The organism is Aeromonas sp. FDAARGOS 1416 (assembly GCF_019048085.1).
GTDB lineage: Bacteria > Pseudomonadota > Gammaproteobacteria > Enterobacterales > Aeromonadaceae > Aeromonas > Aeromonas veronii.
In genome coordinates, this window is record NZ_CP077301.1 from 2,441,917 (window position 1) to 2,466,926 (window position 25,010).

At 57.8% G+C, this 25,010-nt stretch carries 25 protein-coding genes; 1 reads left to right on the forward strand and 24 read right to left on the reverse strand.

Features of this window, described 5'->3' with window-relative positions; genetic code table 11:
- Positions 1-2: 2 nt before the first annotated feature.
- The 24 genes from I6L46_RS10800 to fliE all read right to left on the reverse strand — a co-directional run bounded on the left by I6L46_RS10800 (position 3) and on the right by fliE (position 23,918).
- Entirely contained in the window at positions 3-740 is a 738-nt protein-coding gene (locus I6L46_RS10800; RefSeq protein WP_005343988.1) for a flagellar motor protein, read from the reverse strand.
- 2 nt (positions 741-742) lie between these two features.
- Positions 743-1,858, reverse strand: coding sequence for a chemotaxis response regulator protein-glutamate methylesterase (locus tag I6L46_RS10805; RefSeq protein WP_101529888.1), 1,116 nt, complete (start codon positions 1,856-1,858; stop codon positions 743-745).
- A 32-nt stretch (positions 1,859-1,890) separates the two neighbouring features.
- Positions 1,891-4,092, reverse strand: a complete 2,202-nt coding sequence (locus tag I6L46_RS10810) for a chemotaxis protein CheA (protein ID WP_216975436.1) — start codon at positions 4,090-4,092, stop codon at positions 1,891-1,893.
- A gap of 11 nt (positions 4,093-4,103) precedes the next feature.
- On the reverse strand, positions 4,104-4,844 hold the full coding sequence (locus I6L46_RS10815) for a protein phosphatase CheZ (RefSeq protein ID WP_042054457.1): 741 nt from the start codon (positions 4,842-4,844) through the stop codon (positions 4,104-4,106).
- Between the two features lie 12 nt (positions 4,845-4,856).
- Positions 4,857-5,240 carry a chemotaxis response regulator CheY gene (gene cheY / locus I6L46_RS10820; protein ID WP_013723552.1) on the reverse strand — a complete coding sequence of 128 codons (384 nt, stop codon included), beginning with the start codon at positions 5,238-5,240 and terminating at the stop codon, positions 4,857-4,859.
- A 111-nt stretch (positions 5,241-5,351) separates the two neighbouring features.
- Positions 5,352-6,071 carry an RNA polymerase sigma factor FliA gene (locus I6L46_RS10825; protein WP_019444723.1) on the reverse strand — a complete coding sequence of 240 codons (720 nt, stop codon included), beginning with the start codon at positions 6,069-6,071 and terminating at the stop codon, positions 5,352-5,354.
- Positions 6,064-6,939 carry a MinD/ParA family protein gene (locus tag I6L46_RS10830; protein WP_013723550.1) on the reverse strand — a complete coding sequence of 292 codons (876 nt, stop codon included), beginning with the start codon at positions 6,937-6,939 and terminating at the stop codon, positions 6,064-6,066. The genes I6L46_RS10825 and I6L46_RS10830 overlap by 8 nt, the downstream gene beginning before the upstream one ends.
- A 1-nt stretch (position 6,940) precedes the next feature.
- Positions 6,941-8,365 carry a flagellar biosynthesis protein FlhF gene (gene flhF / locus I6L46_RS10835; RefSeq protein WP_069529541.1) on the reverse strand — a complete coding sequence of 475 codons (1,425 nt, stop codon included), beginning with the start codon at positions 8,363-8,365 and terminating at the stop codon, positions 6,941-6,943.
- Between the two features lie 16 nt (positions 8,366-8,381).
- Positions 8,382-10,484 (reverse strand): flagellar biosynthesis protein FlhA, encoded by a 2,103-nt coding sequence (gene flhA, locus I6L46_RS10840; RefSeq protein WP_005353675.1) that lies wholly within the window; start codon positions 10,482-10,484, stop codon positions 8,382-8,384.
- Between the two features lie 107 nt (positions 10,485-10,591).
- Complete coding sequence (flhB, locus tag I6L46_RS10845; protein ID WP_005334720.1) at positions 10,592-11,722, reverse strand: flagellar biosynthesis protein FlhB; 1,131 nt, start codon at positions 11,720-11,722, stop codon at positions 10,592-10,594.
- The gene (fliR, locus tag I6L46_RS10850) at positions 11,715-12,512 is read right to left on the reverse strand and encodes a flagellar biosynthetic protein FliR (RefSeq protein ID WP_005353677.1); all 798 of its coding nucleotides are present in this window, start codon (positions 12,510-12,512) and stop codon (positions 11,715-11,717) included. Before fliR ends, flhB begins: the two co-directional genes overlap by 8 nt.
- Positions 12,509-12,778, reverse strand: a complete 270-nt coding sequence (gene fliQ / locus I6L46_RS10855; protein ID WP_005334727.1) for a flagellar biosynthesis protein FliQ — start codon at positions 12,776-12,778, stop codon at positions 12,509-12,511. Before fliQ ends, fliR begins: the two co-directional genes overlap by 4 nt.
- Positions 12,779-12,803: 25 nt before the next feature.
- On the reverse strand, positions 12,804-13,577 hold the full coding sequence (gene fliP, locus I6L46_RS10860; RefSeq protein WP_005334729.1) for a flagellar type III secretion system pore protein FliP: 774 nt from the start codon (positions 13,575-13,577) through the stop codon (positions 12,804-12,806).
- On the reverse strand, positions 13,564-13,944 hold the full coding sequence (gene fliO, locus I6L46_RS10865) for a flagellar biosynthetic protein FliO (RefSeq protein WP_005362049.1): 381 nt from the start codon (positions 13,942-13,944) through the stop codon (positions 13,564-13,566). Before fliO ends, fliP begins: the two co-directional genes overlap by 14 nt.
- A complete protein-coding gene (gene fliN / locus I6L46_RS10870; protein ID WP_005298791.1) occupies positions 13,941-14,333 on the reverse strand; it encodes a flagellar motor switch protein FliN in 393 nt (130 codons plus the stop codon). Before fliN ends, fliO begins: the two co-directional genes overlap by 4 nt.
- Positions 14,334-14,382: 49 nt before the next feature.
- The gene (gene fliM / locus I6L46_RS10875; protein ID WP_005334736.1) at positions 14,383-15,453 is read right to left on the reverse strand and encodes a flagellar motor switch protein FliM; all 1,071 of its coding nucleotides are present in this window, start codon (positions 15,451-15,453) and stop codon (positions 14,383-14,385) included.
- Between the two features lie 7 nt (positions 15,454-15,460).
- Positions 15,461-15,976, reverse strand: a complete 516-nt coding sequence (gene fliL, locus I6L46_RS10880; protein ID WP_043822474.1) for a flagellar basal body-associated protein FliL — start codon at positions 15,974-15,976, stop codon at positions 15,461-15,463.
- 57 nt (positions 15,977-16,033) lie between these two features.
- The gene (locus I6L46_RS10885; protein ID WP_216975438.1) at positions 16,034-17,962 is read right to left on the reverse strand and encodes a flagellar hook-length control protein FliK; all 1,929 of its coding nucleotides are present in this window, start codon (positions 17,960-17,962) and stop codon (positions 16,034-16,036) included.
- Between the two features lie 67 nt (positions 17,963-18,029).
- Positions 18,030-18,470 carry a flagellar export protein FliJ gene (fliJ, locus tag I6L46_RS10890; RefSeq protein ID WP_216975440.1) on the reverse strand — a complete coding sequence of 147 codons (441 nt, stop codon included), beginning with the start codon at positions 18,468-18,470 and terminating at the stop codon, positions 18,030-18,032.
- A 27-nt stretch (positions 18,471-18,497) separates the two neighbouring features.
- On the reverse strand, positions 18,498-19,829 hold the full coding sequence (gene fliI, locus I6L46_RS10895) for a flagellar protein export ATPase FliI (protein ID WP_005334747.1): 1,332 nt from the start codon (positions 19,827-19,829) through the stop codon (positions 18,498-18,500).
- A 52-nt stretch (positions 19,830-19,881) separates the two neighbouring features.
- The gene (gene fliH / locus I6L46_RS10900) at positions 19,882-20,706 is read right to left on the reverse strand and encodes a flagellar assembly protein FliH (RefSeq protein ID WP_139433180.1); all 825 of its coding nucleotides are present in this window, start codon (positions 20,704-20,706) and stop codon (positions 19,882-19,884) included.
- 68 nt (positions 20,707-20,774) lie between these two features.
- A complete protein-coding gene (gene fliG, locus I6L46_RS10905) occupies positions 20,775-21,836 on the reverse strand; it encodes a flagellar motor switch protein FliG (protein ID WP_005334749.1) in 1,062 nt (353 codons plus the stop codon).
- Complete coding sequence (gene fliF / locus I6L46_RS10910) at positions 21,829-23,538, reverse strand: flagellar basal-body MS-ring/collar protein FliF (protein ID WP_047439665.1); 1,710 nt, start codon at positions 23,536-23,538, stop codon at positions 21,829-21,831. Before fliF ends, fliG begins: the two co-directional genes overlap by 8 nt.
- 62 nt (positions 23,539-23,600) lie before the next feature.
- Complete coding sequence (fliE, locus tag I6L46_RS10915; protein WP_005362062.1) at positions 23,601-23,918, reverse strand: flagellar hook-basal body complex protein FliE; 318 nt, start codon at positions 23,916-23,918, stop codon at positions 23,601-23,603.
- Between the two features lie 154 nt (positions 23,919-24,072).
- Here fliE and I6L46_RS10920 point away from each other — a divergent pair, with 154 nt between their 5' ends.
- Positions 24,073-24,984, forward strand: a complete 912-nt coding sequence (locus I6L46_RS10920) for a GyrI-like domain-containing protein (protein WP_216975442.1) — start codon at positions 24,073-24,075, stop codon at positions 24,982-24,984.
- Positions 24,985-25,010 lie beyond the last annotated feature (26 nt).

The following is a 25,010-nucleotide window of genomic DNA, read 5'->3' on the forward strand; positions in this document are numbered from 1 at the left end:
GGCTACTCTCCTTTCAAATAGGCCCTGAGCCGGCGTTCAACCTGCAAGCCGTTTTCACCATGAGCGATAGCCAGCAGCCCTTCCAGGGTCATCTCCTGAAAGAGTGCATAGTGGTAGTGAAATGCGCGTAGCCGATTGGCGATAGGCAGGTAGATGAGGTTGGCAAACCCCACTCCATAGATGGTCGCCACAAATGCCACTGCGATACCCGCCCCCAGTGCTGACGGGTCTTCGAGATGAAACATGGCCTGGATCAGGCCCAGCACGGCACCGATGATCCCGATGGTCGGACTGTACCCCCCCATGGCTTCAAATACCCTGGCGGCATGTTCATTACGCTCCTGCTCGATATCGATGTCCGCTTCCAGCAGCATACGGATATCCTCTGTGGATACCCCATCGACAATCATACCGAGCCCTTGACGGGTAAAGTTGTCCTCCTCCTGCTCGGCCTGATTTTCAAGGGCCAGCAGCCCTTGCTGGCGCGCAAAGACGGCCCATGACTGCAATCGTTCGGCCTGCGTCGCAAGATCTTGGCGGGGAGGGGTAAAAATCCATAACAGCTGGCGCAACGCCAGCAGGATGTACTTGGCTGGAGTCTGCAACGTGACTGCACCAACGGTACCACCCAGCACGATCAAAAAAGCGGGGCCGTCCACCAGCGTCAACAGGGAGCCACCATGCCACAGTTGGGCAATGGCAATAGCCCCCAATGCCAGGAGCAGACCGAGCAAGCCCATGATTAGCGCCCCAACTCAACCAGAATACGCTGGGCCACCTTGTCCAGAGGGAGTGATTCGCTGGCAATCCCCGCTTTGGCAACCGCTTGGGGCATACCATATACCACGCAGGAAGCCTCATCCTGAGCCCAGATGGTTGATCCCTGCTCTTTCAGCAGTCTGGCGCCATCACGGCCATCAGCCCCCATACCGGTCAGCACAATCGCCAATACCTTGTCGGCATAGGTCTTGGCCGCAGAGGCAAAGGTGATGTCCACACAAGGCTTGTAATTGACCTTGTCGTTGCCATCCACAATGCGAATGCGGGCCCCTGCACCACGACCTTCTAGCAGCATCTGTTTGCCACCGGGAGCAAGATAGGCATGCCCTGGTTTAAGCACATCGCCATCTTCCGCTTCCTTGACGCCAATCTGACATAACCCGTTGAGACGGGCAGCAAACGCGGCAGTAAAAGTGGCTGGCATATGCTGGATAAGCAAGATGGGATGGGGAAAATCCCCCGGCAACTTGGTCAGCACATTTTGCAAAGCAACTGGTCCGCCGGTAGAAGTCCCGATCGCCACCAACTGATAACTCTTGCCACTGCGCTTGAATGAGGCACTTGGCACCGTTCGTTGCAGGTCAGGCTGACGATCTGAAGATCTGGGCGCTGGGCTACCCAGCGGAGCACGAGCAACCGGTTCAGGTGCTTTGGGACGAGCAGCGGATGTCATCAGGAAGCGCTTGCGGGAGATCTCCTTCACCCGTTGTTGCAACAGTCTGACCGCTTCATCTTTGTCTCTGGCAATGTCCTCAAACTTCTTGGGCAAGAAGTCGAGGGCACCGGCGTCCAGCGCATCAAGCGTAGCCTTGGCCCCTTCATGGGTCAGGGAGGAGAACATCAGAATGGGGGTTGGGCACTTGGCCATGATCTCGCGCACCGCACTTATGCCATCCATCACGGGCATTTCGATGTCCATGGTGATCACATCAGGGCGCAGCGACATCGCCTTGTCTACCGCCTCACGTCCATTCTGGGCCGTATCAATCACCGTCAGCATGGGATCTTGATTGATGATCTCGCTCACCCGACGGCGAAAGAAGCTCGAATCGTCGACAACTAATACCTTGACTGCCATTGTTGTTTTTCTAACTCCTTGGGCCTGAGCTATTAATGTCTACGCGCATATGCTTTGAGCAGACTCGGCACATCCAAAATAAGAGCAATTCCGCCATCACTGGTAATTGTCGCCCCGGCCATGCCAGGCGTACCTTGTAGCAGGTTATCGAGTGGCTTGATCACAACCTCTTCCTGACCAATCAGACTGTCTACCACAAACCCGATTTGCTGAGTGCCAATCTGCACGATCACCACATGTCCGGTATCCTGGCGTGAACGCTTGTTGGCGCCACGAATCAACCATTTGTGCAGATAGAAGAGCGGTATAGCCTTCTCGCGCACAATGATGGTGAGCTGGCCATCAACCATGTTGGCCTTTTTCAGATCAAGATGGAAAATCTCGTTCACACAACCAAGGGGAAGTGCGAAGGTCTGCTCACCCACTTCCACCATCAGAGTCGGCAGAATGGCTAGCGTCAACGGAACCTTGATTTCGAGACGGGTACCTTTCCCCCAAGTGGAATCGATGTGCACTGACCCATTGAGGCTGACAATGCTGGTTTTAACCACGTCCATTCCGACACCACGGCCAGATATATCGGAGATCTCGGCCTTGGTTGAAAAGCCCGGGGCAAAGATCAGGTTATAGGCATCGTTGTCGCTCATGCGAGCGGCAGTATCTGCATCCAGAACACCGCGACTGATTGCGATGGACTTGAGTTTCTCCGGATCCATCCCAGCCCCATCATCCTCGATGCAAAGCAGGATATGATCGCCTTGCTGGGAGGCGCTAAGGGTGATCGTCCCTTGCCGCGGTTTGCCCGCTTTCTCACGAACATCCGGCATTTCGACCCCGTGATCGCATGAGTTGCGAACGAGGTGAACCAGAGGATCGGCGAGCGCCTCTACCAGGTTTTTATCAAGATCGGTCTCTTCCCCCACCATCACCAGCTCAATCTCTTTCTTGAGGGTTCTGGCCAGATCACGCACAACGCGCGGGAAACGACCAAATACCTTCTTGATTGGCTGCATGCGGGTTTTCATCACCGCACCTTGCAGGTCAGCCGTTACCACATCCAGATTGGCAACCGCCTTTGACATCTCTTCATCATTACTGGCAATACCCAGGCTCACCAGCCGGTTACGAACCAGTACCAACTCACCTACCATGTTCATGATGACATCGAGGGTCTTGGTATCCACCCGCACCGTCGTATCGCTTTGCACGGCACTATTTTCTGCTGGCGCAGGCGCAGCCTTGGCGGCAGGCGCTGGTGCCTTGGCTGCTTCAGCGGGTTTTGCGGGGGCTGCCGGTGCTGGTTTGGCAACAGGAGTGGCCGGTTTGGGCGGAGTCACCGCAGCAGGTGCGGCAGGTGCGGCAGGTGCGGCAGGTGCGGCAGGTGCGGCAGGTGCCATAGTACTCTGAGGCCCTTGACCGCGACCATGCAATTCATCAAGCAGACGCTCAAACTCATCATCATCGATAAGCTCGTCCACCTCTTTTTGCACGGACTTCAGAGGATTCACCTCTGGCGCCCCCATGTGCTGTCCCTGACCATGGAGCTGGTCCAGCAAGGCCTCAAACTCATCATCGGTGATATCGCCAGAGCCACCCGCTATCGGGGCTGCTGCAGCCGTCTTGGTCGGAGCCCCACCCACGCCGTGGAGCTCGTCCAGCAAACGTTCAAATTCGTCTGCAGAAATTTCATCGATCGAGCCGCCGCCATTGACAGGAGCAGGCTCGCTGCTGATGGCTGCGGGTTCAACAACTTCTGGAGCAACTTCTTCAACAACTACCGGTGCTGCAGGTTCAGATTCTACAGCCGCAGCCGCACTGGTAGCCGTGCGCAGTTGCTCTTCCCCTTCTGGCTTGCACAACTCATGGAGGTCATGAAGCAAATCATCTGACGCAGGGCTGGGTGCTTCGCGATTTTGAACCTGGGCGAACATGACATTGATGGCATCCAGCGCTTGCAGGATCACATCCATCAGCTCCGCAGTAACGGTTCGCTTGCCATTACGCAAGATATCGAACACGTTTTCCGCACCGTGGCATACATCAACCAGTTCACCGAGCGACAGAAAACCTGCCCCCCCTTTCACGGTATGGAAACCGCGAAAGATGGCATTCAACAGGTTCTTGTCATCGGGCCGCTTTTCCAAGTCGACCAGTTGTTCAGACAACTGTTCCAATATTTCAGATGCTTCGACCAGAAAGTCTTGCAGTATGTCTTCATCAACTTCGAAGGCCATGCGTCACTCCATTAGAATCCCAAGCTAGACAGCAGATCGTCCACATCATCCTGACCATTGACCACATCGGCACGAGCCTCGGGGTTCATGATAGGGCCCTCTGCTTCAATCCCGTTGACAGGAATACTACGAGTTGAATGCTCAGCAGAAGCCTCACCAAACATGGTCAGCATTTCTATTAATTTTGTTTCAACTTCCTGAACAAGCTTGATGACCTTGCGGATCATCTGACCTGTCAAATCCTGAAAATCTTGTGCCATCAGGATTTCTGTCAGCAGTTGCCGTAATTTATCGGCATCAGACTCTGAAGCCTTAATAAAATCATCAAGTTGGTGACATAAGGATTTGAACTGTCCCACGCTCATGTCACGAGACATGAGGGCATTCCAGTTCGGCATCACCAGCTGGATATTGTCATTCAGGCGATCCGCTATCGGCAAACTGGCTTCCACCGCATCCATTGTGCGATTGGCCGCTTTGTCGGTCATATCGATAACGTAGCTCAAGCGCTCCCGAGCATCGGGAATATCATGAGTAGCCAAATCGGGAATACGGGGGTCGAGGCGAAATTCTTGAAGTGAATCATGCAGTTGTCGGGTCAGCTGACCTACTTTTTCAAACAGATCGGCTGCGTTGGGGGCACACACTTCGGCAAGCAGTTCATCGGCCAGCTCAAATTCGCCTTGCTCCAGATGATCAACAAGCATCCTTGCCTGATCGAGCGAAATCATTGCTCTCGTTTTGGCCATCATCCCTGCAGCTCCTTAGCCAATTCGTTCGAAAATTTTGTCGAGTTTTTCTTTGAGCGTTGCTGCGGTGAAGGGCTTGACGATGTAACCGTTGACGCCAGCTTGTGCGGCTTCAATGATCTGCTCACGTTTGGCTTCAGCGGTTACCATCAGTACCGGCAGATGCTTGAGCTTCTCATCGACACGGATGGCTTTAAGCAGGTCAATACCTTGCATGCCAGGCATGTTCCAGTCGGTAACTACAAACTGAAAATCACCATTTTTCAGCATCGGCAGCGCTGTATTGCCGTCATCCGCCTCATGGGTATTGTTGAATCCCAAGTCGCGCAGCAAGTTCTTGATAATCCGGCGCATCGTTGAAAAATCGTCAACAATGAGGATTTTCATGTTCTTGTCCAAAATTCCCTCCTAAATAGCCACCAGAGTGGCTCACTTACATGATGCTAAAAACGGGTTGTGTCGTGCGGATTATGCCTTAGAGTTTCATCTCAGTGTAGCCAGTACAAACACTTATAGATGCCAATCTCTCAAACGAGCACGTAATCTGTGCATTGCCTGACTGTGGATCTGGCTCACACGCGACTCGCTGACATTCAAAACCTCGCCAATTTCGCGCAAATTCAGCTCTTCATCGTAGTAAAGAGAGAGAACCAAAGCTTCTCTCTCTGGTAGACGACCAATTTGCTCGGATAATTGAATCTGAAATCGCTCGGCAGCCAATTCATCGAATCCCGAGCCTGAAGGGGCGTCATCGGGGTTGCCGATCACATCCTCGCTGACTCCCAAATCTTCGATGCCGATAATTTTGCCGCAGGAAACGTCTTGCAGCATCGCATGGTAATCAGCGATGGAGACCCCCATCTCGGCAGCAACCTCGGTATCTCGCGCGTCACGCCCGTGAGTCTGCTCGACATTCTCGATCGCTTCTGCGATAGCGCGACTGTTGCGATGCACAGAGCGGGGCACCCAGTCACCACGCCGGATCTCATCCAGCATGGCACCACGGATGCGGATCCCGGCATACGTCTCGAAGCTTGCTCCCTTGCTACCGTCAAAGTTGCGGGAGGCTTCAAGCAGCCCAATCATACCTGCCTGGATCAGGTCATCCAGCAAGACACTGCTGGGCAGGCGAGCCAACAAATGCTGGGCAATTCGCTTGACCAGGGGAGCATGACGCTCCACCAGCACATAGGAATCCTGATGACGCAAGTACGCTTGGGCTTTATTCACGGGAACCTTCCTGTGTTGTGGCCGGTTTCTGCAACAAATTTTCCAGGAAAAACTCCAGATGGCCGCCCGGCTGGTTGGGAACCGGCCAGCTCGCCGCCTTGTTGGCAAGGGCCCGAAACGCCAGTGCGGCCGGCGACTTGGGAAACGCCTCGACAATCAGCTTCTGCTTGCGCACGGCGGCACGCAGATTGGTGTCATAGGGTACACAGGCGACCAGCTCCAGGGAGGTGTCGAGGAAACGATCCGTTACCCGGGTCAGTTTGGCAAAGAGCTCCTGCCCTTCGCGCAGACTGCGCACCATATTGGCCACAACCTTGAAACGAAACACACCGTGATCCTTGGAGAGGATCTTGATGAGGGCGTAGGCATCGGTGATGGAGGTCGGCTCATCGCAGACCACCACCATGATGTCTTGAGCTGCTCGGGTGAAGCTCAGCACCATGTCGGAGATCCCCGCAGCCGTATCCACCAGCAGGATGTCGACCTGGGTCTTCATCTCGCTGAAGGCGCGGATAAGCTCGGCATGCTGCACCGGAGAAAGCTCGACCATGGACTGGGTGCCCGAGGTCGCAGGCACGATCATCATGCCGTAGGGACCTTCGACGATGATATCGTCGATGGTGCATTCACCCGCCAGGACATGAGAGAGGTTACGATGAACCCGCAGCCCCAGCATGACGTCGACGTTGGCCAGACCCAAGTCGGCATCCAGCACCATCACCCGCTTGCCTTGGGCGGCCATGGCTCCGGCCACGTTCAGGGTCACGTTGGTCTTGCCCACGCCACCTTTGCCACCGGAAACGGCGATTACTTTTACTCGATTGTTTTGACGCATTTTGCGCAGACCACTCGCCTGATCCATATACATGTTACTCATAAAACTCCGAATCTTCGGCCTCGCCAAAGCCAGCGCCCCAGAAGTAGGGCTCCTCTGTTTCTCGCTCCAGCGAGCCCATGGCAGCCCCGACGAGCTGCGCCGCATTGGCAACCTGAATATCTTCCGGAACCCTTTGTCCATCAGTGATATAGCTGATGGGCAATGAATTCTGGATACACACGTTAATCACTTCGCCCAGATTCAGACTTTCATCCAATTTGGTAAGTATGCAGCCGCTTAATGGAATACGCCGGAAATGGTCAACCGCCTCCTGCATCACCCGACGCTGGGAAGTTGCCGACATCACCAGATAACTGCGGATCCGTACCTTGGCATTCTTGACCAGGGTATCGAGCTGCTCGGTCAACCGGATATCCCGTTGGCCAACCCCGGCCGTATCGATAAGTACCAGCCGACGATGGCGGAACTGATAAAGGGCATTGGCCAGCTCTTCGGCATCACGCACCTGCCGTACCGGGCAACCCATGATGCGGCCATAGGTCTGCAGCTGTTCATGGGCACCAATCCGGTAGTTGTCGGTGGTGATCAGCGCCACTTGCTCGGCGCCATACTTCATGGCGAAACGGGCCGCCAGCTTGGCAATAGTGGTGGTTTTGCCCACCCCGGTCGGGCCAAGCAGCGCCACCGCGCCGCCCTGACGCATGATCTCGTCCTCGCTGATCTTGAGCTGGGCCGTCAACACCTCGGCCAACTGGGCCATCGCCTGATGGATGGACATATCTTCGGGGATCAGTCCCGCCAGTTGATCGGCAAAGGCATCATCAAAGCCGAGCTTCTTGAGCTCCTTGATCAGCAGAGCCCGCATCGGTTCGCGGCGCTCCACCTCTTGCCACATCAGCCCGGAGATCTGGTGCTCCAGCAATTTGCGGATGCTGGCCATCTCCTTGCGCATCCCCTCCATCTCCTGATCCCGCTGGGCAGGTTGAGGGGCGCGCTGGCCTGAGGCAACCCGGGCCTTGGGCTTGGCAGGTTCCGGAGCGGCGCCCCACTGCCCCTGCTCGGCCAATGTTCTGGGCGCTGCATTGGCAGCAGCCAAACCGGCCGATTGGGTATTGCCCATTGGCGCCCCATTGCCCGGCTTGAGCTTCTGCTGGCGCGCCAGCAAGGCGGCCAGAGTATCGGCATAATGTTCGTTTTGCTCCTTCGCCGGCGTCGGCTCGGGGCGGATCATCTGCCGTGCAGCAGACGAAATATTGACGCTCTCATCGTTCAGCTGACGGCGAACCGGCGCATCTTTGGGCCCCGGAACCTGGGATTGATAATCGACTGCGGCGACTATCTCTACCCCTCCGGTGACCTTCTTGTTGGACATGATGACGGCGTCAGGCCCGAGAGTCTCCTTGACCTCGGCCAGAGCCGTTCGCATATCCTTGGCAAAAAACCGCTTAATCTTCACCCGTCGTCTCCGCTAACTAGTTCTGCCCTACCGCACTGACGATGCGGATCTGCTTGTCGTCGGGCACTTCCTGATAAGACAGAACGCGCAATCCAGGAATGGCATTCTTGACAAATTTCGCCAGGGTATTGCGCAAGATCCCCGATGTCAGAAGCACGGCCGGTTGGCCTTCCAATTCTTGTCGTTGAGTGGCTTCCACCAGCGAACGCTGCATCCGCTCAGCCAGACCCGGTTCAATACCGGCACCATCACCGCCACCAGCCTGCAGGGATTGATGCAATATACGTTCCAATTCCGGCGCCAAGGTAATCACCGGCAGCTCGGGATCGGGGCCTGCAATCTCCTGCACAATCAGGCGACGCAGGGCAATCCGGCAAGCGGCCGTGAGCACTTCCGGATCCGGACTGCGCGGCGCGTATTCAACCAGGGTCTGCAGGATAGTGCGCATATCGCGGATTGGCACGCCTTCATTGAGCAAATTCTGCAATACCTTCACAAGGTTACCCATGCTGATCACTTCCGGCACCAACCCTTCGACCAGCTTGCTCTGATGTTTGCCAATCATGTCGAGCAGTTGTTGTACTTCGTCATGGCCCAGCAGCAGAGCCGCATGGTTGGTCAGGATCTGGCTCAGATGGGTAGCCACCACGGTCGCGGTATCCACCACCGTATACCCCAGCGTCTGTGCCTGAGAGACCATCTCCTTGGCAACCCAGACCGCTTCCAGTCCGAAGGCGGGATCCCGGGTGGCTATCCCCTGGATCTGGCCGAACACCTGCCCCGGATTGATGGCCATCTCCTTATCATGGTAGACATTGGCCTCGCCGGTACTGACCCCCATCAAGGTGATGCGGTATTGGTTTGGCGCCAGATCTAGGTTGTCGCGAATGTGGACGGCCGGGACCAGAAAGCCCAGCTCTTGCGAGAGTTTCTTGCGCACCCCTTTGATCCGGTTGAGCAGTTCGCCACCCTGATTGCGATCCACCAGCGGGATCAGCTGATAACCCACTTCCAGCCCGATGATGTCCACCGGCATCACATCGTCCCAGCTCAGCTCTTTCTGCTCATGAGGTTGTTCGGCTGTGGCAGGCAGCAGCTCGCCCTTGGCCGCTTTGGCGGCTGCCAGCTTCTCGCGGCGCAGCAACCACCAAGCGCCGGCAGCGGCGAGAGCCCCCAGACTCAGGAAGGCGAAATGCGGCATCCCCGGCACCAGTCCCATCATCAGCAGAATCCCGGCCGAGATGATCAGCGCCTTTGGATTGTCAAACAGTTGACCTAGCACCGCAGTTCCCATGTCCTGATCGGTATTCTGACGGGTCACTATGATGGCGGCGGCGATGGAGAGCAGCAGGGAGGGGATCTGCGCCACCAGACCGTCACCGATGGCCAACAGGGTATAGATCTCGGCCGATTCGCTGAAGGTCAGCTGGTGCTGCATCATCCCGATGATGAAGCCGCCGATGATGTTGATAAAGAGGATCATGATGCCCGCAATGGCATCCCCTTTGACAAACTTGGAGGCACCATCCATGGAGCCGTAGAAGTCGGCTTCCTGGGTCACGTCCTGACGACGCTTCTTAGCCTCTTCCTGATTGATGAGACCGGCGTTCAAATCGGCATCGATGGCCATCTGTTTGCCCGGCATCGCATCAAGGGTAAAACGGGCACTCACTTCTGCGATCCGCCCGGCACCCTTGGTAATGACCACAAAGTTGATGATCATCAGGATGGTGAAAACGATGATGCCGACCGCATAGTTGCCGCCGATCACAACGTTACCAAACGCCTCGATCACATGGCCGGCCGCCGCACTACCATTATGACCTTCCAGTAACACCACCCGGGTCGAGGCAACGTTCAACGCCAACCGCAGCAAGGTAGCGAGCAGCAGTACGGTCGGGAAGGCTGCAAATTCGAGGGGGCGGCGGGTATAGACGGATACCAGCAGCACCACGATGGAGAGGGCAATGTTAAAGGAGAAGAGCACATCCAGCATCAGCGGCGGGATGGGTAACACCACCATGCCGAGCGCGGCCAATACCAGCAGAGGGGTGCCAAGGCCTTTGCCCAAAACTCCCCGGTACTCTTTGAACTGGCCCAATACTGCCTTGAATTCCATCGCGCTTCTCAATTTCAACCTGCTGGTGCCAGATTAAAGCAAACATCAAGCCAACAATGCAAGGCATTGAAATGCAATGGATTTATTTTGACTACGTCAGAACTTTGTCATTTTCGATATTCGGTCGGAATGGGCAGATCTTTAGCCAGCGGCTGGGGACGGCGCCCCTGACCACGGCGGAATTTCTTGAGCTGGAAGACATAGGCGAGCACCTGGGCAACCGCCGCAAACAGCCCTTCCGGGATCTCGTGGCCCAGCTCGGTTGAGTGGTAAATAGCCCGGGTCAAAGCCGGTGACGGCATGATGGGGATCTCGTACTCTCTGGCGATCTCCCTGATCTTCATTGCTATTTCATCGGTGCCCTTGGCCACGACCTTGGGCGCGGCACCGGGTTTGCCCGCATCATACTTGAGCGCTACCGAGTAATGGGTCGGGTTGGTGATCACCACATCGGCCTTGGGAACATCCCCCATCATCCGGCGCATCGCCATCTGCATCTGCAACTGACGGATCTTGCCCTTTACCTCGGGCTTGCCTTCGCTGTCCTTGAACTCGTCCTTGACCTCCTGTTTGGTCATCTTGAGCTGACGCATGTGATTCCACTGCTGGAACGGCACGTCGATGGCAACGATGGGAAGCAGGGCGCAGCAGAGGATGATCAACATCCAGAGAAACAACTCCAGCGCATCGATAATACCGCCGGGGAACCCCTCCATAGAGAGGTTGAGCAAGTGATTGAACTGGCTGGATAACATCCACCAGGCAAACAGGGTGATGAACACCACCTTGGCGATGGATTTGACCAGCTCAATCAGCGACTGCACCCCGAACATTCGCTTGAGGCCACTGAGCGGGCTCAGCTTGCTCATCTTGGGCATCATGGCTTCGGTGGAGAAGTTCATCCCCCCCATCAGGGTGTTGCCGATAAACGCGGCAATCGCCACCAGTGCAAACAAGAGTCCCAGCGGAAGCACCAGTTCCCCCAGCAGCGCCGGCACCATAGCGATCATGGCATTGGGATCGAAAGCCTGCTCCCTGTCCAGGGTAAAGCCCATGGTGACTACCTTGATCATGGCAGTCGCCAGCGAGCCCTTGAGCATCAGCAGGCCAAAGACCGCCGAGAGCAGAACACTGGCGGTCCCCAGCTCTTTTGAACGTGCAATCTGCCCTTTTTCACGGGCCTGTTGCAGTCGTTTGCCCGTGGGTTGTTCGGTACGTTCCTGGTCGGTATCAGCCATGAGCGCCCCCGAAACACTGGGTGTTGATCAGCTCGCAGCTGACCTCCTGCACCCGCTCCCACATGATGTCGAAGTGACCGAGGAACCCGCCGATAGTGAGCCAGAGGATCAGCAGACCCGACATCATGCTGACCGCAAAACCGATACTGAAAATGTTGAGTTGCGGCGCCGCCCGGGTCATGACACCAAAGGCGAAGTTGATCAAGAGCAAGGCGACGATGGCTGAGAGCGACATCACCAAAGCAGCCTGATACATCACACCCAGAAACGCACTCAGGGTTTTCATGGATGAAACCGAGAGGCCATGCTCGGAGACAGGCAGTGTCTCGAAACTAAGAATGACCAGCCGCAGCATCACCAGATGACCATCCAGCGCCAGAAACACCAGGGTCGCCAGCATCAGATAAAACTGCCCCACCACGGGTGCCGACTGGCCATTCATCGGATCCACCAGGGTGGCAAAACCCAGACTGGTCTGCATGGCGATGACCTGACCGGCCATCACGAAGCTCTCCATCAGAAACTGGGTCATCAGGCCGAGGGCAATTCCGATCAACAACTGCTGGCCCAATACCAGAAAGCTGCCGGCCGAGAAGAGTTCAATGGGGGGCATTTTCGGAAGCAGCGGGGCAATCAGAAAGGTGATGGCCAAAGCCAGCCCCATCCGTACCCGCGCAGGAGCAAGACGGCTGCCGAACACCGCCATCACCATCAGCAGACTGCTCACCCGCGCCAGCGGCCAGAGGATGGAAGACAACCACTCCATGATCAGAGCGGTTGTGTAGGTCATCCCACCACCTCGGGGATTTGATTGACCATCAGTATGAAGAAGTCCATCAGACTCTGCATTCCCCAGTGAGCACCAATTCCCAGGGCCAGCAGGGTCACGATAAGACGGGGCAGAAAGCTCAGGGTCTGTTCGTTGATGGAGGTGGCCGCCTGAAAGATGGCTACCACCAGTCCGATAGCGAGGCTGGGCAGGATCACGGCGCTGACCATGATATTGACCAGCCAGAGCGCCTCGCGAAAGACGTCGACAAAGGTTTCAGGACTCATGTTCGGGCTCCTTGCGCTCGACCGGCTAACCGGCACCCAGTCCGAAACTGTTGGCCAATGACCCCAGAATGAGGTTCCAGCCATCCACCATCACAAACAGCATCAGCTTGAAGGGCAGCGAGACAATCATCGGCGAGAGCATCATCATCCCCATCGCCATCAGAATACTGGCGACCACCAGATCGATGACCAGGAACGGTAAGAACAGCATAAAACCAATCTGGAAGGCGGTTTTCAGCTCGCTGGTGACAAACGCCGGGATCAGCACCCGTAGCGGCACATCGGCAGGTTTCTCCACCTGCACGTTGGCAATCTCCATAAAAGTATTGAGATCCTTGATCCGAGTCTGGGCCAGCATGAACTGATGGATGGGCAACTCGGCCCGCTCCAGCGCCTCCTTTGCCTGAATGGTCTCGGCCAGATAGGGCTGCAACGCCTCATCATTGATGCGATCCAGCACCGGCGACATGATGAAGAACGACATGAACAGGGCGATGCCGATCAATACCTGGTTGGAAGGACTCTGTTGCAGACCTATCGCCTGGCGCAAGATACCCAACACCACAATGATGCGGGTAAACGAGGTCATCATGATCACCATGGCCGGCAAGAAGGAGAGCGCGGTCATCAGCGCCAGCACTTGCAGGGTCAGGCTGTACTCCTGAGAGCCATCCCCCATGGTCTTGACGGTCACCGCCGACATGGCGTCCTGTGCCAACGCAGGCCAGGAGCAAAACAGTGGTATCAGCAGGCTGACCAGCAGCCCCGTTTTCAGCCATAAGCCGTTAGCTTTTTTCATGCTTGCCCATCAATTTGCCAAGCTGCTGGGAAAACGCCTGCGGCTGGTTTTCGTCCAGCGGCTCCTCCAGCCGGTAGAGAAAGTTGACCTGCTGCGGTGTTACGCCGACCAGCAGTTGCTGTTCGCCCACCTTGACCACCAGCAGCTTCTCTTTGTAACCCACCGGCAACGAGGCGATGACCCGCATCTGGCCGCCCCCCATGGCGGTTGCCAGCTTGCTCTTCTTGAGCAGAAAGCCCAGCACCAGAATGAGACCAATCACCATCAGACTGGAGAGCAACCAGGAGCTCAGACTAGGCACGTTGGCAGATGCCGCTGTCTCGGCAAAGGCCGGAACAGGCAGCAATAACAACAGAAGGCGCATCATTTGAGCTTCTTGATCCGTTCAATCTGGCTGATGACGTCAGTCAGGCGGATACCGAACTTGTCGTTCACCACCACCACCTCGCCGTGAGCGATCAGGGTACCGTTGACCAATACGTCCAGCGGCTCGCCTGCAACACGATCCAGCTCCACCACCGAGCCCTGGTTCAGCTGCAACAGGTTGCGGATGCTGATCTGGCTGCGGCCCACCTCCATGGCGATAGTGACCGGAATATCGAGAATGGTGTCGAGCTTGCGACGCTCCTCGGCACTGATGGGGGCATCATCTTTCAACTCTTCCAGCGGGGCTGGCTTGGCTTCCGCCGTCACCTGCTCCTCCAGAGCCGCAGCCCAGGCATCAGCCATCAGATCCTCTTCCTCAGTTCCGCTCATCTTGTTTCCTTATGCTACTTCGTGACCGTTTACCGTAATAAGCCGTCAATTATCGCTGTTGATCTTCGATACTGCGCTCGAGCTCTTCCAGCTCGGCCTCGCCATCAATTCGTACCCCGCCCCGGGTCACCAGATGCATCTCCGTCTTGACCCCTTCCGGACGTTTGAGCTTGTCGGTGATCTTGAGCGCCACATTATCCTTGGTGCGGCCCATCTTGGCGTGGAAAGTGGGCAAGTCCTCGACAAAAACCAGCAGATTTTCCGGCATATCGACCGGAATGATATCGCCGGGTCGCAGCTCCATCAGTTCACGCAGGGTGAGTTCGGTCTCCAGCAGCTTGGCCCGCAGCTCCACCTTGACGTCCATGATCTCGTCACGCAGCGCCTTGCTCCAGCGTACGTCGGTATCCCCCTTGTCACTCTGCACACCGGCATCCAGCAGCTCGCGGATCGGCTCCAGCATGGAGTAGGGCATCGCCACGTGGAAGTCGCCGCCGCCACCGTCGAGCTCGATGTGGAACGAGCTGACCACGATTACCTCGGTCGGGCTGACGATGTTGGCCATCGCCGGGTTCACTTCGGAGTCGAGATACTCGAACCCCACGTCCATTACTGGCGCCCAGGCATCCTTGTAATCCTCGAATACCAGTTTGAGCAGCATCTGGATAATACGCCGTTCGGTCGGCGTGAACTCGCGCCCTTCAATCTTGGCGTGATAACGGCCATCGCCACCGAAGAAGTTCTCCACCAGAATGAAGACCAGTCGGGCCTCCATGGTGATGAGCGCCGTCCCCTTGAGCGGGCGGAACCGCACCATGTTGAGACTGGTCGGCACAAACAGGGTATGAACATACTCGCCAAACTTGAGCATCTGCACGCCGTTGATGGAGACCTCGGCGGTACGACGCATCATGTTGAACAGACTGATCCGCATATGGCGGGCGAAACGTTCATTCACCAGCTCCAGCGTCGGCATGCGACCACGGACGATGCGGTCCTGGGAGGAGAAGTCAAACTGGGCTACGCCGGGGTCTCCAGCGCCGCCTATCTCTTCCTCTTCGACATCATCGACACCGTGCAAGAGGGCATCAATTTCGTCCTGACTTAACAGATCGCTCACGCTTCACCTACTGCATTACAAAGCCGGTAAACAGCACTTGTTCGATAACGGGGGAAGAGACCAGGTCCTTGAGCACCCGACGGCACTCTTCCAGTGAATCCTTGCGCAGCTTCTCCTTGCCTTCGAAGGTCATCAGCTGTTCGGCACTGGCTGCACTGAATACCCGCAGCAAAGTGCCTTCAATCAGGGGGATATTCTGTTTGGCCAGCGTCTCGTCGGCGGTACCGCGCACCATCAGCTGGATCTTGATCTGCACCAGTCGATCTCGCTGGGCTCCTGCGACGTTGAAGACAAAGGGGCGCGGCATACCGACATAGAGGGAAGGTTTAGGCGCTTCCTCCTTGGGTGTGGCCTCGGCACCTTCCGCCGCTTCAGCGGGCGGTTTATCGGAGCCGGAGAGCATCAGGAAGGCGCCAGCACCACCACCGCCCAGCAAAATTACCGCCAGGGCAATGATAATGATCAGCTTCTTTTTCTTGCCCGCAGCCGGGTCTTTTAGCGTCAACTCGTTATCGTCAGCCATCCCTTGTCCACCCTAGTCTCAAACTTGTTCGATATCATAAACTTACTCGGGATTGCATCAAGCATAGAAATCAATTCCGGAACCGTTTGTCGATTCCACCAGCAAACTGGGGTTGGAAGTGGTGAGTTCCCCTTCAACCAGCCCGTTACCGGACCGCGGCTGACCACTACTCTGACCTTGCTGCCCCTGCCCGTTAAAGGTGGGCTGGCCCTGTTGCTGCTGTTGTTGCGACTGCTGCTGCACCTGCGTCTGACCAAGCTGGATCCCCTGCCCTGCCAGCATGTCACGCAGCCGTGGCATCGCCTGCTCCAGCATCTCGCGGGTCTGTCCATGTTGTACCACAAAATGGACGTTGGCCTGGCTGTCGGCTCCCATCTGGATCTGGATCTTCATCTTGCCAAGGCCGAGGGGGTCGAGCTGAATTTCCGCCTGTTGCAGTTTTTCGGCCAGCATCACATTGACCTTCTGGTGCAATTCGGCAGGCGCTTCCTGACTGGCCAGTTTCAAATGGGGTAAATTCTGCGGCTCACGGCGCAGCGTCGTTTCAGCGGCGGGCGCCCGACTATCGGCTACCTGTGGCTGAGTCTGGCTGTTCTGGCCATGCTGAACAGTCTGGCTCGGGCTGCTCTCACCGCTCGATGTCGTCGTAACCAGGCTCTTCTCCGCCTCACCGGCCTTCGGTTTTACCTCAAGCGAAACCGCTTTGCGCACCTCGTCGGTACCGGTCACTTCCATCTGCTTGATGCCGGCTGAAATGGTCGACAGCGGCGCTTGCGGCCCCTGAGATTCAGCCTGTGCCAACACCTGCTGCGGCGCCACCATCACGGGGGCGGCAGCACTATCGCTCTGAGTCGTCGCATTTGTCGTCACGCTGCTCTGGGCTGCTGCACTTTCTGCGGCACTTTGCGCCGTCGCCACCTGCGCCGAACCTTGATTAGCGGCGGTGGCTGGCTGCTGGCTTCCCTCGGCGGCACCCTTTTCTGTCCCCTTGCCAGCTACCCCACTTCCATCCGCAGTTGCTGAAGTGGTTGCAGCGCCCGCCTCAGGCTGCTTGAGCCCCTCGCTGAAGGCCTTGAGCGCAGCCCCCTGAGTTGTGGCTTGCGTCGCCTGCCCCTTGTTAGTCACAGCATTGCTGGCGGCGAGATCGGATTTGCTGTCGCCAGCCTCTTTTGCAGCAAGTGACTCCGCGGATTTGGCGGTGCTTGCCGACTCATCGACCGGCAGCACCTTGGCCAGCTGGGCCATTCGCTCGGCCCCCGTGAGGGGCTTGGTGTGCTTGCCATCTGCCCCGAGGGTTTCCCCCTTGGCAGAGGCTTTCTCCCCGGCCTGCCCATCCGCAGTAGTGGCGGCATCTTCACCTTCAGAGGAGAGAACGGCAGCAGAGGCATCGCCCTGCGCCACCACTCGCGCCGCTGAGGACGATACGGTGGTTTCTGGAGTCGAGTTGGCGGTCGTCACCAGAGGCGACTGCGCCCCGGTCTGACCAGCAAGCTGTTGGGCAATCCTGGCTGCGGCTGGGGTCTGCTCGCTTTCATCAAGCGCAATCCCCTCCAGCTCACCCTCTTGCGGCAACGGATTGCCGTCTACCGCAGTGGCGCTCTGTTGGGCCGCCACCGCCAGCTGGGGTGTCACTAGCGAGGTGTCGAGCTTGAGGGAGTCTTGCAGGCGCAGCAGAAAGTCGGTGGCAGGAACCTCCTCCACCTTGTTGTCGGCGTCAGGATCCTGCTCCTTGCCAGTCTCCTCTTTGGGAGAGGCGCTTTCGGTCGCCAAAGATTTGGCTGATCGGACATGGTTACCGCCCTGAGTGGCCTCGGCGGCGCCCTGTTCGCTGTTCCGGGCCTTGGCAATCAGGGTGGCGAAATCACCCTTGCTGTCGCTACCGGTTCCCCCATCGATACTTTTGCTCTCGACGGAACCGCTCAGAGGCGCTTTGTCCAACCCGTTCGCCGGAGCCGAAGGCGTTTGTGTCAACAGTGTCTGCATCATGATGGGATCCCTGAATTCTGGTGGCCCCCAAAGAGATGGCCGCCGACAATGTCCATATCAAAGCAAGTTACAGGCCAGATTGATGAAAGCGTCGCAACATGGCGTACTCATCCAGCATCTTCTGCTCCTGACGCTGGGCTTTCTGCTGCTCGCGACTCGCCTGCTTCTCCAGCAACAGATCTACCGCCTTGCGCCGCTGCTGTGCAGCCAGCCACTCTTCACGGCGCTGTTCCAGCGCCTGACGCACCTGCAACACCCCTTCGTACTGCTGGGTCGCTGCCTGTTCGAGCTTGTTGATAAAGGCGTGATACTGGGTATTTTGCTGGGGCGAAATCCCCTGCAGGCCGCGATCGGTCCACTGCTGGTGATAGATCTGGCGGTACTGGTTGAGGGCATTTTGCTGATCCATGAACAGCTTGAGATCCTGCTGCGCCTTCACCAGCGCCAGCGCACACTGCTGCTCCGCCTCCACCAGCCGATCGGCCAACAATACCAACCCTTTACTCATCGTCGACCTCTCTGTTACCGACCATCATCAGCGCATCAATGGCATCGCCACCATCTGCAAGGCTTGCAGGCCATCATCGTAGTGAATGACCTCACGCATCCCCTGCTGCAAGAACTGATCCAGATAGGGTTTTTGAATGATGGCACGGTCGATGCGCGGATCGGAACCCTGACTGTAGGCACCGATGGTGATGAGATCCCGGTTCTGCTGATAGAGGGAGTAGAACTGCTTGAGGGTGCGCGCCAGATCCATATGTTCCGGCGAGGTCACCATGGGCATAACCCGGCTGATGGACTTCTCGATATCGATAGCCGGATAGTGGCCCGCATCGGCCAGCTCGCGCGACAACACTATGTGGCCATCTAGGATCGCCCGCGCCGCATCGGCAATGGGATCTTGCAGGTCATCCCCCTCGGTCAGGACGGTGAAGAATGCCGTGATGGAGCCCTGGCCGTCACTGCCGTTGCCCGCCCGCTCCACCAGCGCCGGTAATTTGGCAAATACCGACGGTGGATAGCCCTTGGTCGCTGGCGGCTCGCCCACCGCCAGCGCGATCTCACGCTGGGCCTGGGCATAACGGGTGAGGGAGTCCATCAAGAGCAGCACATTAAGCCCCTGATCGCGGAAATACTCGGCGATGGCCAGCGCCGTTTCACACCCCTTGAGCCGCATCAGCGGCGAGGCATCGGCGGGAGCCGCTACCACCACGGAGCGGGCACGCCCCTCCTCTCCCAGAATGTCTTCAATAAACTCTTTCACTTCCCGGCCCCGTTCACCGATGAGGCCGACCACCACCACATCCGCCACCGAGCCGCGAGTCATCATGCCAAGCAGCACGGATTTACCGACACCGGAACCGGCAAACAACCCCATCCGCTGGCCCTGACCAACCGTCAGCACGGCGTTGATGGCGCGCACCCCCACGTCCATCGGCTGATGGATCGGGCGGCGAGAGAGCGGGTTGATGCGGTGCTGGGCAAACTGCACGGTCTGGGAGGAGAGAATGGGGCCGAGCCCATCGAGTGGCTGGCCGATGCCGTCGATGACCCGACCAAGCAGGTTCATGCCGACCGGAATGCCGTGCTCTTCGGTGATGGGCACCACTCGGGCACCGGGGATCACCCCCTTGAGCTGCTCGCTCGGCATCAGATAGAGGCGATCGCCAGAAAAACCGACCACTTCAGCCTCCAGCGTCCCATCAAGGGTATCGATGCGGCAGAGGGCACCGATGGCGGCGCGGCAGCCGATGGCTTCGAGGGTCAGCCCCACCACCCGGGTCAATTTGCCAGCAACCGGCGGTTTGGGGGCGCTGTCGCGAACCTTGTACCCTTGCAACCGGTTCAGTAGCGAGCCGCTCATCTGGCCTCCTGAGAGCTAAAAAGTGCAGCCGGACGGCAACGTCCGGCATCGGTTATGGGCGTGAGTCCGGCGAAGCCGGTTTCTGCGACGCATTGTCCCGCAAGAAATTGCGCAGCAGCTGATCGATACGCCCGGAGAGGGTCAAATCGATGCTGGAGAGCTCGGTAGCCAGTTGCAGATCGCCGGGGGAGAGGGTGGGATCGCTCTGCAATCGCCAGTGGCGCTTGGCGCACTCGTCGGCGCCAAATGCCTGTTCGATTCGCGCTATATCGTCGGGATGCAACATCAGAGTCACCCCCTGTTCGGCGGCAGGCAGCAAGGCCAGCCCCTCTTTAAGCGCCTCCAGCAGAATGCGGGGGGAGGTCTCCGCTTCGTGACGAATAAGCGCGCGGGCCAGTTGCATCACCAGCGAGACCAGCTGCTGCTCCACCGCCTGATCCAGCTCGTTAAGCGGATTGGCAAGGCGGGCGGCGAGTCCCTGCCAGTGGGCGATCTCCTGCTCCACCAGCTCGCGGCCCATGGCCAGCCCCTCCTCGCGCCCCTGTTCGAGACCGGCAGAGTGGCCCTGTTGCAATCCTTCCAGCTTGCCCTCTTCCATTCCCTTGGCATAACCGGACTCGCGCCCCTCGGCCATTCCCTCTTCCCAGGCGGCCTGACGGATCGCTTCAAGTTCTTCGGCGGTGATGCTGGGGGCCGGCTCCTGTTCGGGCTCCGGCTCCACCACCTCCTCTTCCTGCTGATACCAGTCGGGGGCCAGGCCAAGAGCATTGGTAGGCGCTCCCGCCTCTACCTCGACCTCCATCTCGGGCCAGCCCCAGGTCTCAACACGGGCATCATCGCCCTCGGGGCGCACATACCCACGCAGTTTGTTGTTCATGCTTTGCGCGGCTCCTCACCACAGCCTGATGCGGGTTTGGCATCGCAATTCGGTTTATGGGCCATGGCTTAGAGGAACTCCTCGCCGCCACCGGCGCCCAGCATGATCTCGCCAGCATCCGCCAGACGACGGGCGATGGAGAGGATCTCTTTCTGGGCCGCTTCCACTTCGGAGACCCGGATCGGCCCCATGGCCTCCAGATCGTCTGCCAGCATTTCGGCCGCCCGTTTGGACATGTTCTTGAAGATCTTCTCGCGCATCTGATCGTCGGAGCCCTTGAGGGCGCGTTGCAGCAGATCCCCAGGCACTTCCCGCAGCATGGTCTGGATGCCGCGATCGTCCACATCGATGAGGTTTTCGAACACGAACATCAAATCCTGGATCTGCTGGCTCATCTCTTCGTCCGACTCGCGGATGGAGTCCATCAGCTGGCCTTCGATATTGGTATCCAGGTAGTTCATGATGTTGGCGGCTGCCTTCAGGCCGCCCATCTTGGCTGCCTGGGCACCGGCCGCACCGGCGAACTGTTTCTCCATGATGTCGTTCAACTCTTGCAGTGCCGCCGGTTGTACCTCTTCGAGGTTGGCGATACGCATCACCAGATCGAGGCGCACCTGCTCCGGGAACTGGCTCAGGATCTCGGCGGATTGCTCCGGCTCCAGATAGGAGAGCACGATAGTCTGGATCTGCGGGTGTTCGTTCTGGATGATGCTGGCCACCTGACGGGCATCCATCCACTTGAGCGAATCGAGACCGCGGGCGCCTGAACCGAGAATGATCTGGTCCACCAGGTTGCTCGCCTTGTCCTCGCCAAGGGCCGCCACCAACGCCTTGCGCACGAAGTCTTCGCTGCCGATACCGATGTTGGTGTACTTCTGGATATCGTCGATGAATTGACGGTGCACCGCTGCCACCCGATCGTGACTGAAGTCGGACATGGAGGCCATCGACATACCGAGCCGCTGCACCTGCTTGGGCTCGAGATGACGGAAGATCTGGGCGGCATCCTCTTCATTGAGGCTCAGCATCAGCACCGCAGCCATCTCCATCCCCGACATCTGGTCGAGGATCTGGCGCTGACTGTCAGTGATGTCATTGCCGGTGACTTGACTCTTCTTTTCTTCAGGCATCTTTGTTCGTTACCCATTCTTTAATGACCTGAGCGGCCAGATCCGGCTCGTTCGCCACCAGCGCACGTACCGCCTTGAGCAAGTCTTCGTCACGGTGCAGATCCGGCAGTTTCAGCTGACCATCGCGTACACCAAATACCTGATCATTCTCGACTTGTGCTGACAGCAGACTCAACTCGTCGTCGCCACCCAGTACGGTATGGTTGTCGAAATCCACTTCCCCTTCCGGTTTGGCATCCGGATAGAGCAGTCGCTTGAGCATGGGGCGAACCACGGTGACGATCAAGACGATGATCACCAGTACCGAGGCGGCAATCCGCACCGCACGCCAGAACCAGGGCTGATCGTAAAGCGGCACCTCGGCCACGGTATCCAGCTCTGGACGATTGAACGGAATCGCGACCACCTCAAGGGTATCACCACGGGTCACATCAAAGCCAAGGCCACCACTCAGCAAACGACGTAATGTATCGAGTTCTGCCTGGGTGCGCGCCTCACGAGTCACGGCCCCGTCGGCACCGGGTACCGCTTTGTAATCCACGGCAACCGAGACGGTCATGCGGCGAATGCCTCCCATCTGGCGACGGGTATGGCTGACGGTGGTATCCAGCTCGAAGTTGCGGGTTGCCTCTTTGCGGGAACGGCCAGAAGCGGCAGCGCTGGCACCATCACCACCGGTCGCCTCCTCGGGAATATTGGAGGCGGCAGGGGGCTGGTTGGAGAGGGCGCCGGGCACACCACCATTGCTACCGCTGGCGCTGTTCTCTTCCATGGTCATTTCGGAGCGCACAGCAGGCAGGTCCGGGTTGTAAGTCTTGCGGGTCTGCTCCTGCTGGGAGAAGTCGAGGGAGAGATCCACTTCCGCCGTATAGTTGTCGGCCCCCAGCACCGGGATCAGGATGGCGTCAATTTTTTGTTTGTACTCCAGCTCCTGCTTCTGCTGCATGGCAAACTCTTTGCGAGTCTGGGCCGAGATCGGGTCTTGCGAGCCGGAGTTCAGCAGGCGGCCATTCTGGTCGGTGACGGTGACGCGGGTCGGCTCAAGGCCATGTACAGCGGAGGCCACCATATCGACGATGGAATCCACCTCCCCCTGCCCCAGCGCCGCCCCTTTCAGGTTGAGCACCACGGTGGCACTGGGTTTACGTTCGTTACGGGCAAACACGTTGTCTTTCGGAATGGCCAGCAGCACCTGGGCCTTGGCCACATTCTGGAACTGCTCGATGGCGCTCGCCAGCTGGCGCTCGCGGCTCAGCTTCAGACGTTCGCTCTCCATCCGCTGGCTGACGCCGAAACTGGAATCTTTCAGCAGGATATCTTCACCACCGATGTTGCTATCGGTGGCATTGGCGAGACCGGCACGGGTCAGAGCCAACTGGATAGTGGGGTAATTTTCGGCGTTGACCAGCACGCTCTTGCCATCTACCTCGTAGGGGATCTTCTGCTGATCGAGGAAGTCGAGAGTCTTCACCAGCTCCTGGGTGGTGTAGGTGCCGAGGGGACGCATGTCCGGCTCCTTGCCCCACAGCAGGATAAACACCGCAATGGCCAGACAGATGGCAAGCCCCAGGATCAGGGTGATTTGCCGCAGCACATCGGTGTTGGACAGGAAGCCCAGCGCCGAACTCTTCTGCTCATTTTCATCGAGGGCGGCGGTGCCCTCATCGTTTATCAGCAGATCGCCGTTTTGGTCAGTAGCCACGATTTATGTCCTTATTGCTGACATGTTCATGATGTTCAGTCGTCATGGTTTATTGGCGTCGCTTATACCGGCATGTTCATGATGGTCTTGTAGGCATCGACCATCTTGTTGCGCACCTGTACCGTGGCTTCAAAGGCGATGGACGATTTTTGGCCCGCGATCATCACCTCGGCCAGATCCACCGACTTGTCACCCATATCGAAACGGGTACGCAGGTCATTGGCGGCCCCTTGCAGTTCGTTGACGTTGCCAAGCGCCTGTTGCAGCAGCTGACCAAAGTCGGAGGTTACCTGACGACCGGGTTGTGCCAGCGGCGTTGCGCCTGCTTCGATCTTGAGCGCCTGCATCTCTTGCATCAGGCTGCTTGCACTAATTTCCATTTTCCATCCCCAGACAAATCATTGACGCTGGCATGCAACAAGCAATTAGAGTGCCAATGCGTTAAAAACGCGACGAGGATGAGTGGCCTGACCAGGCCGGACGGGTTCGACAACGGCAGGTGGCTCTGATTAAATCCGACTCTGACGCCCACTTTTGCTGGCTGGCAAGGAGTCCGCTCTGGATTATCGCAAACCCGTGTTCAAGGCGATGGACTACATCAGCCACCATCTGGATGACAATCCGGGCCTGGATGAGGTCGCAGCAGCGGCAGCCATCTCCACCTTCCACTTCCACCGTATTTTCAAGACGATGGTCGGCGAGACCATTGCCGGATTTACCCGGCGCCTGCGTATGGAACGCGCTGCCCGTCGCTTGCTCGCCTCCCCCCAAAGCGACATCACCACCCTCGCACTGGCCGCCGGGTTCTCCAGCTCTCAGAATTTCGCCAAGGCCTTTCGCCTGCACTTCGCCATGAGCCCCTCGGAATACCGCCAGCAGCAGGGGGGAAACTGGAAAAGCAAGATTGGAAACGATCCCCTTCCCTTTGACACCTATGATGACCTGGTCATGCACCCGGTCACCGAACACCCGGGTCTGTTGCAGGGGGCTAGCGTCAGGCAGATGCCCGCCCGGCGCGTGGCGTACATGCGCCGCCTGGGCCCCTATGGCAAAGAGACCTGTGAGCAAGCTCATCGGGATTTGCTCGCGCTGTTCGCCTCAGACGAGGCGATGACACCGGCTGGTACCCTGAGTCTCTATTGGGATATCCCCGATATCACCGATGAGACCCGTTGTCGTACTGACGTCTGCATCGAGCTGGGGCCAGAGATCCCCGCAGGGCGCCAGTTAACCACCCAGACCATCGCCGAGGGCCCCTATGCGGTATGTCACTTTATCGCTCGCGGCGATCAACTGGTCGCCTGCTGGGAGACGGCATTTCGCTGGGTAGTGGGCCAAGGGCTGAACTGCGACGATCGCCCGTGTTACGAGCAATACCACTCAGGCACGGACCCCGACCGGGATCATTACGTGTTTGATATCTGTATCCCGCTGATCAACCGATAAGCCGATACCTCATTTCCATTTACCCA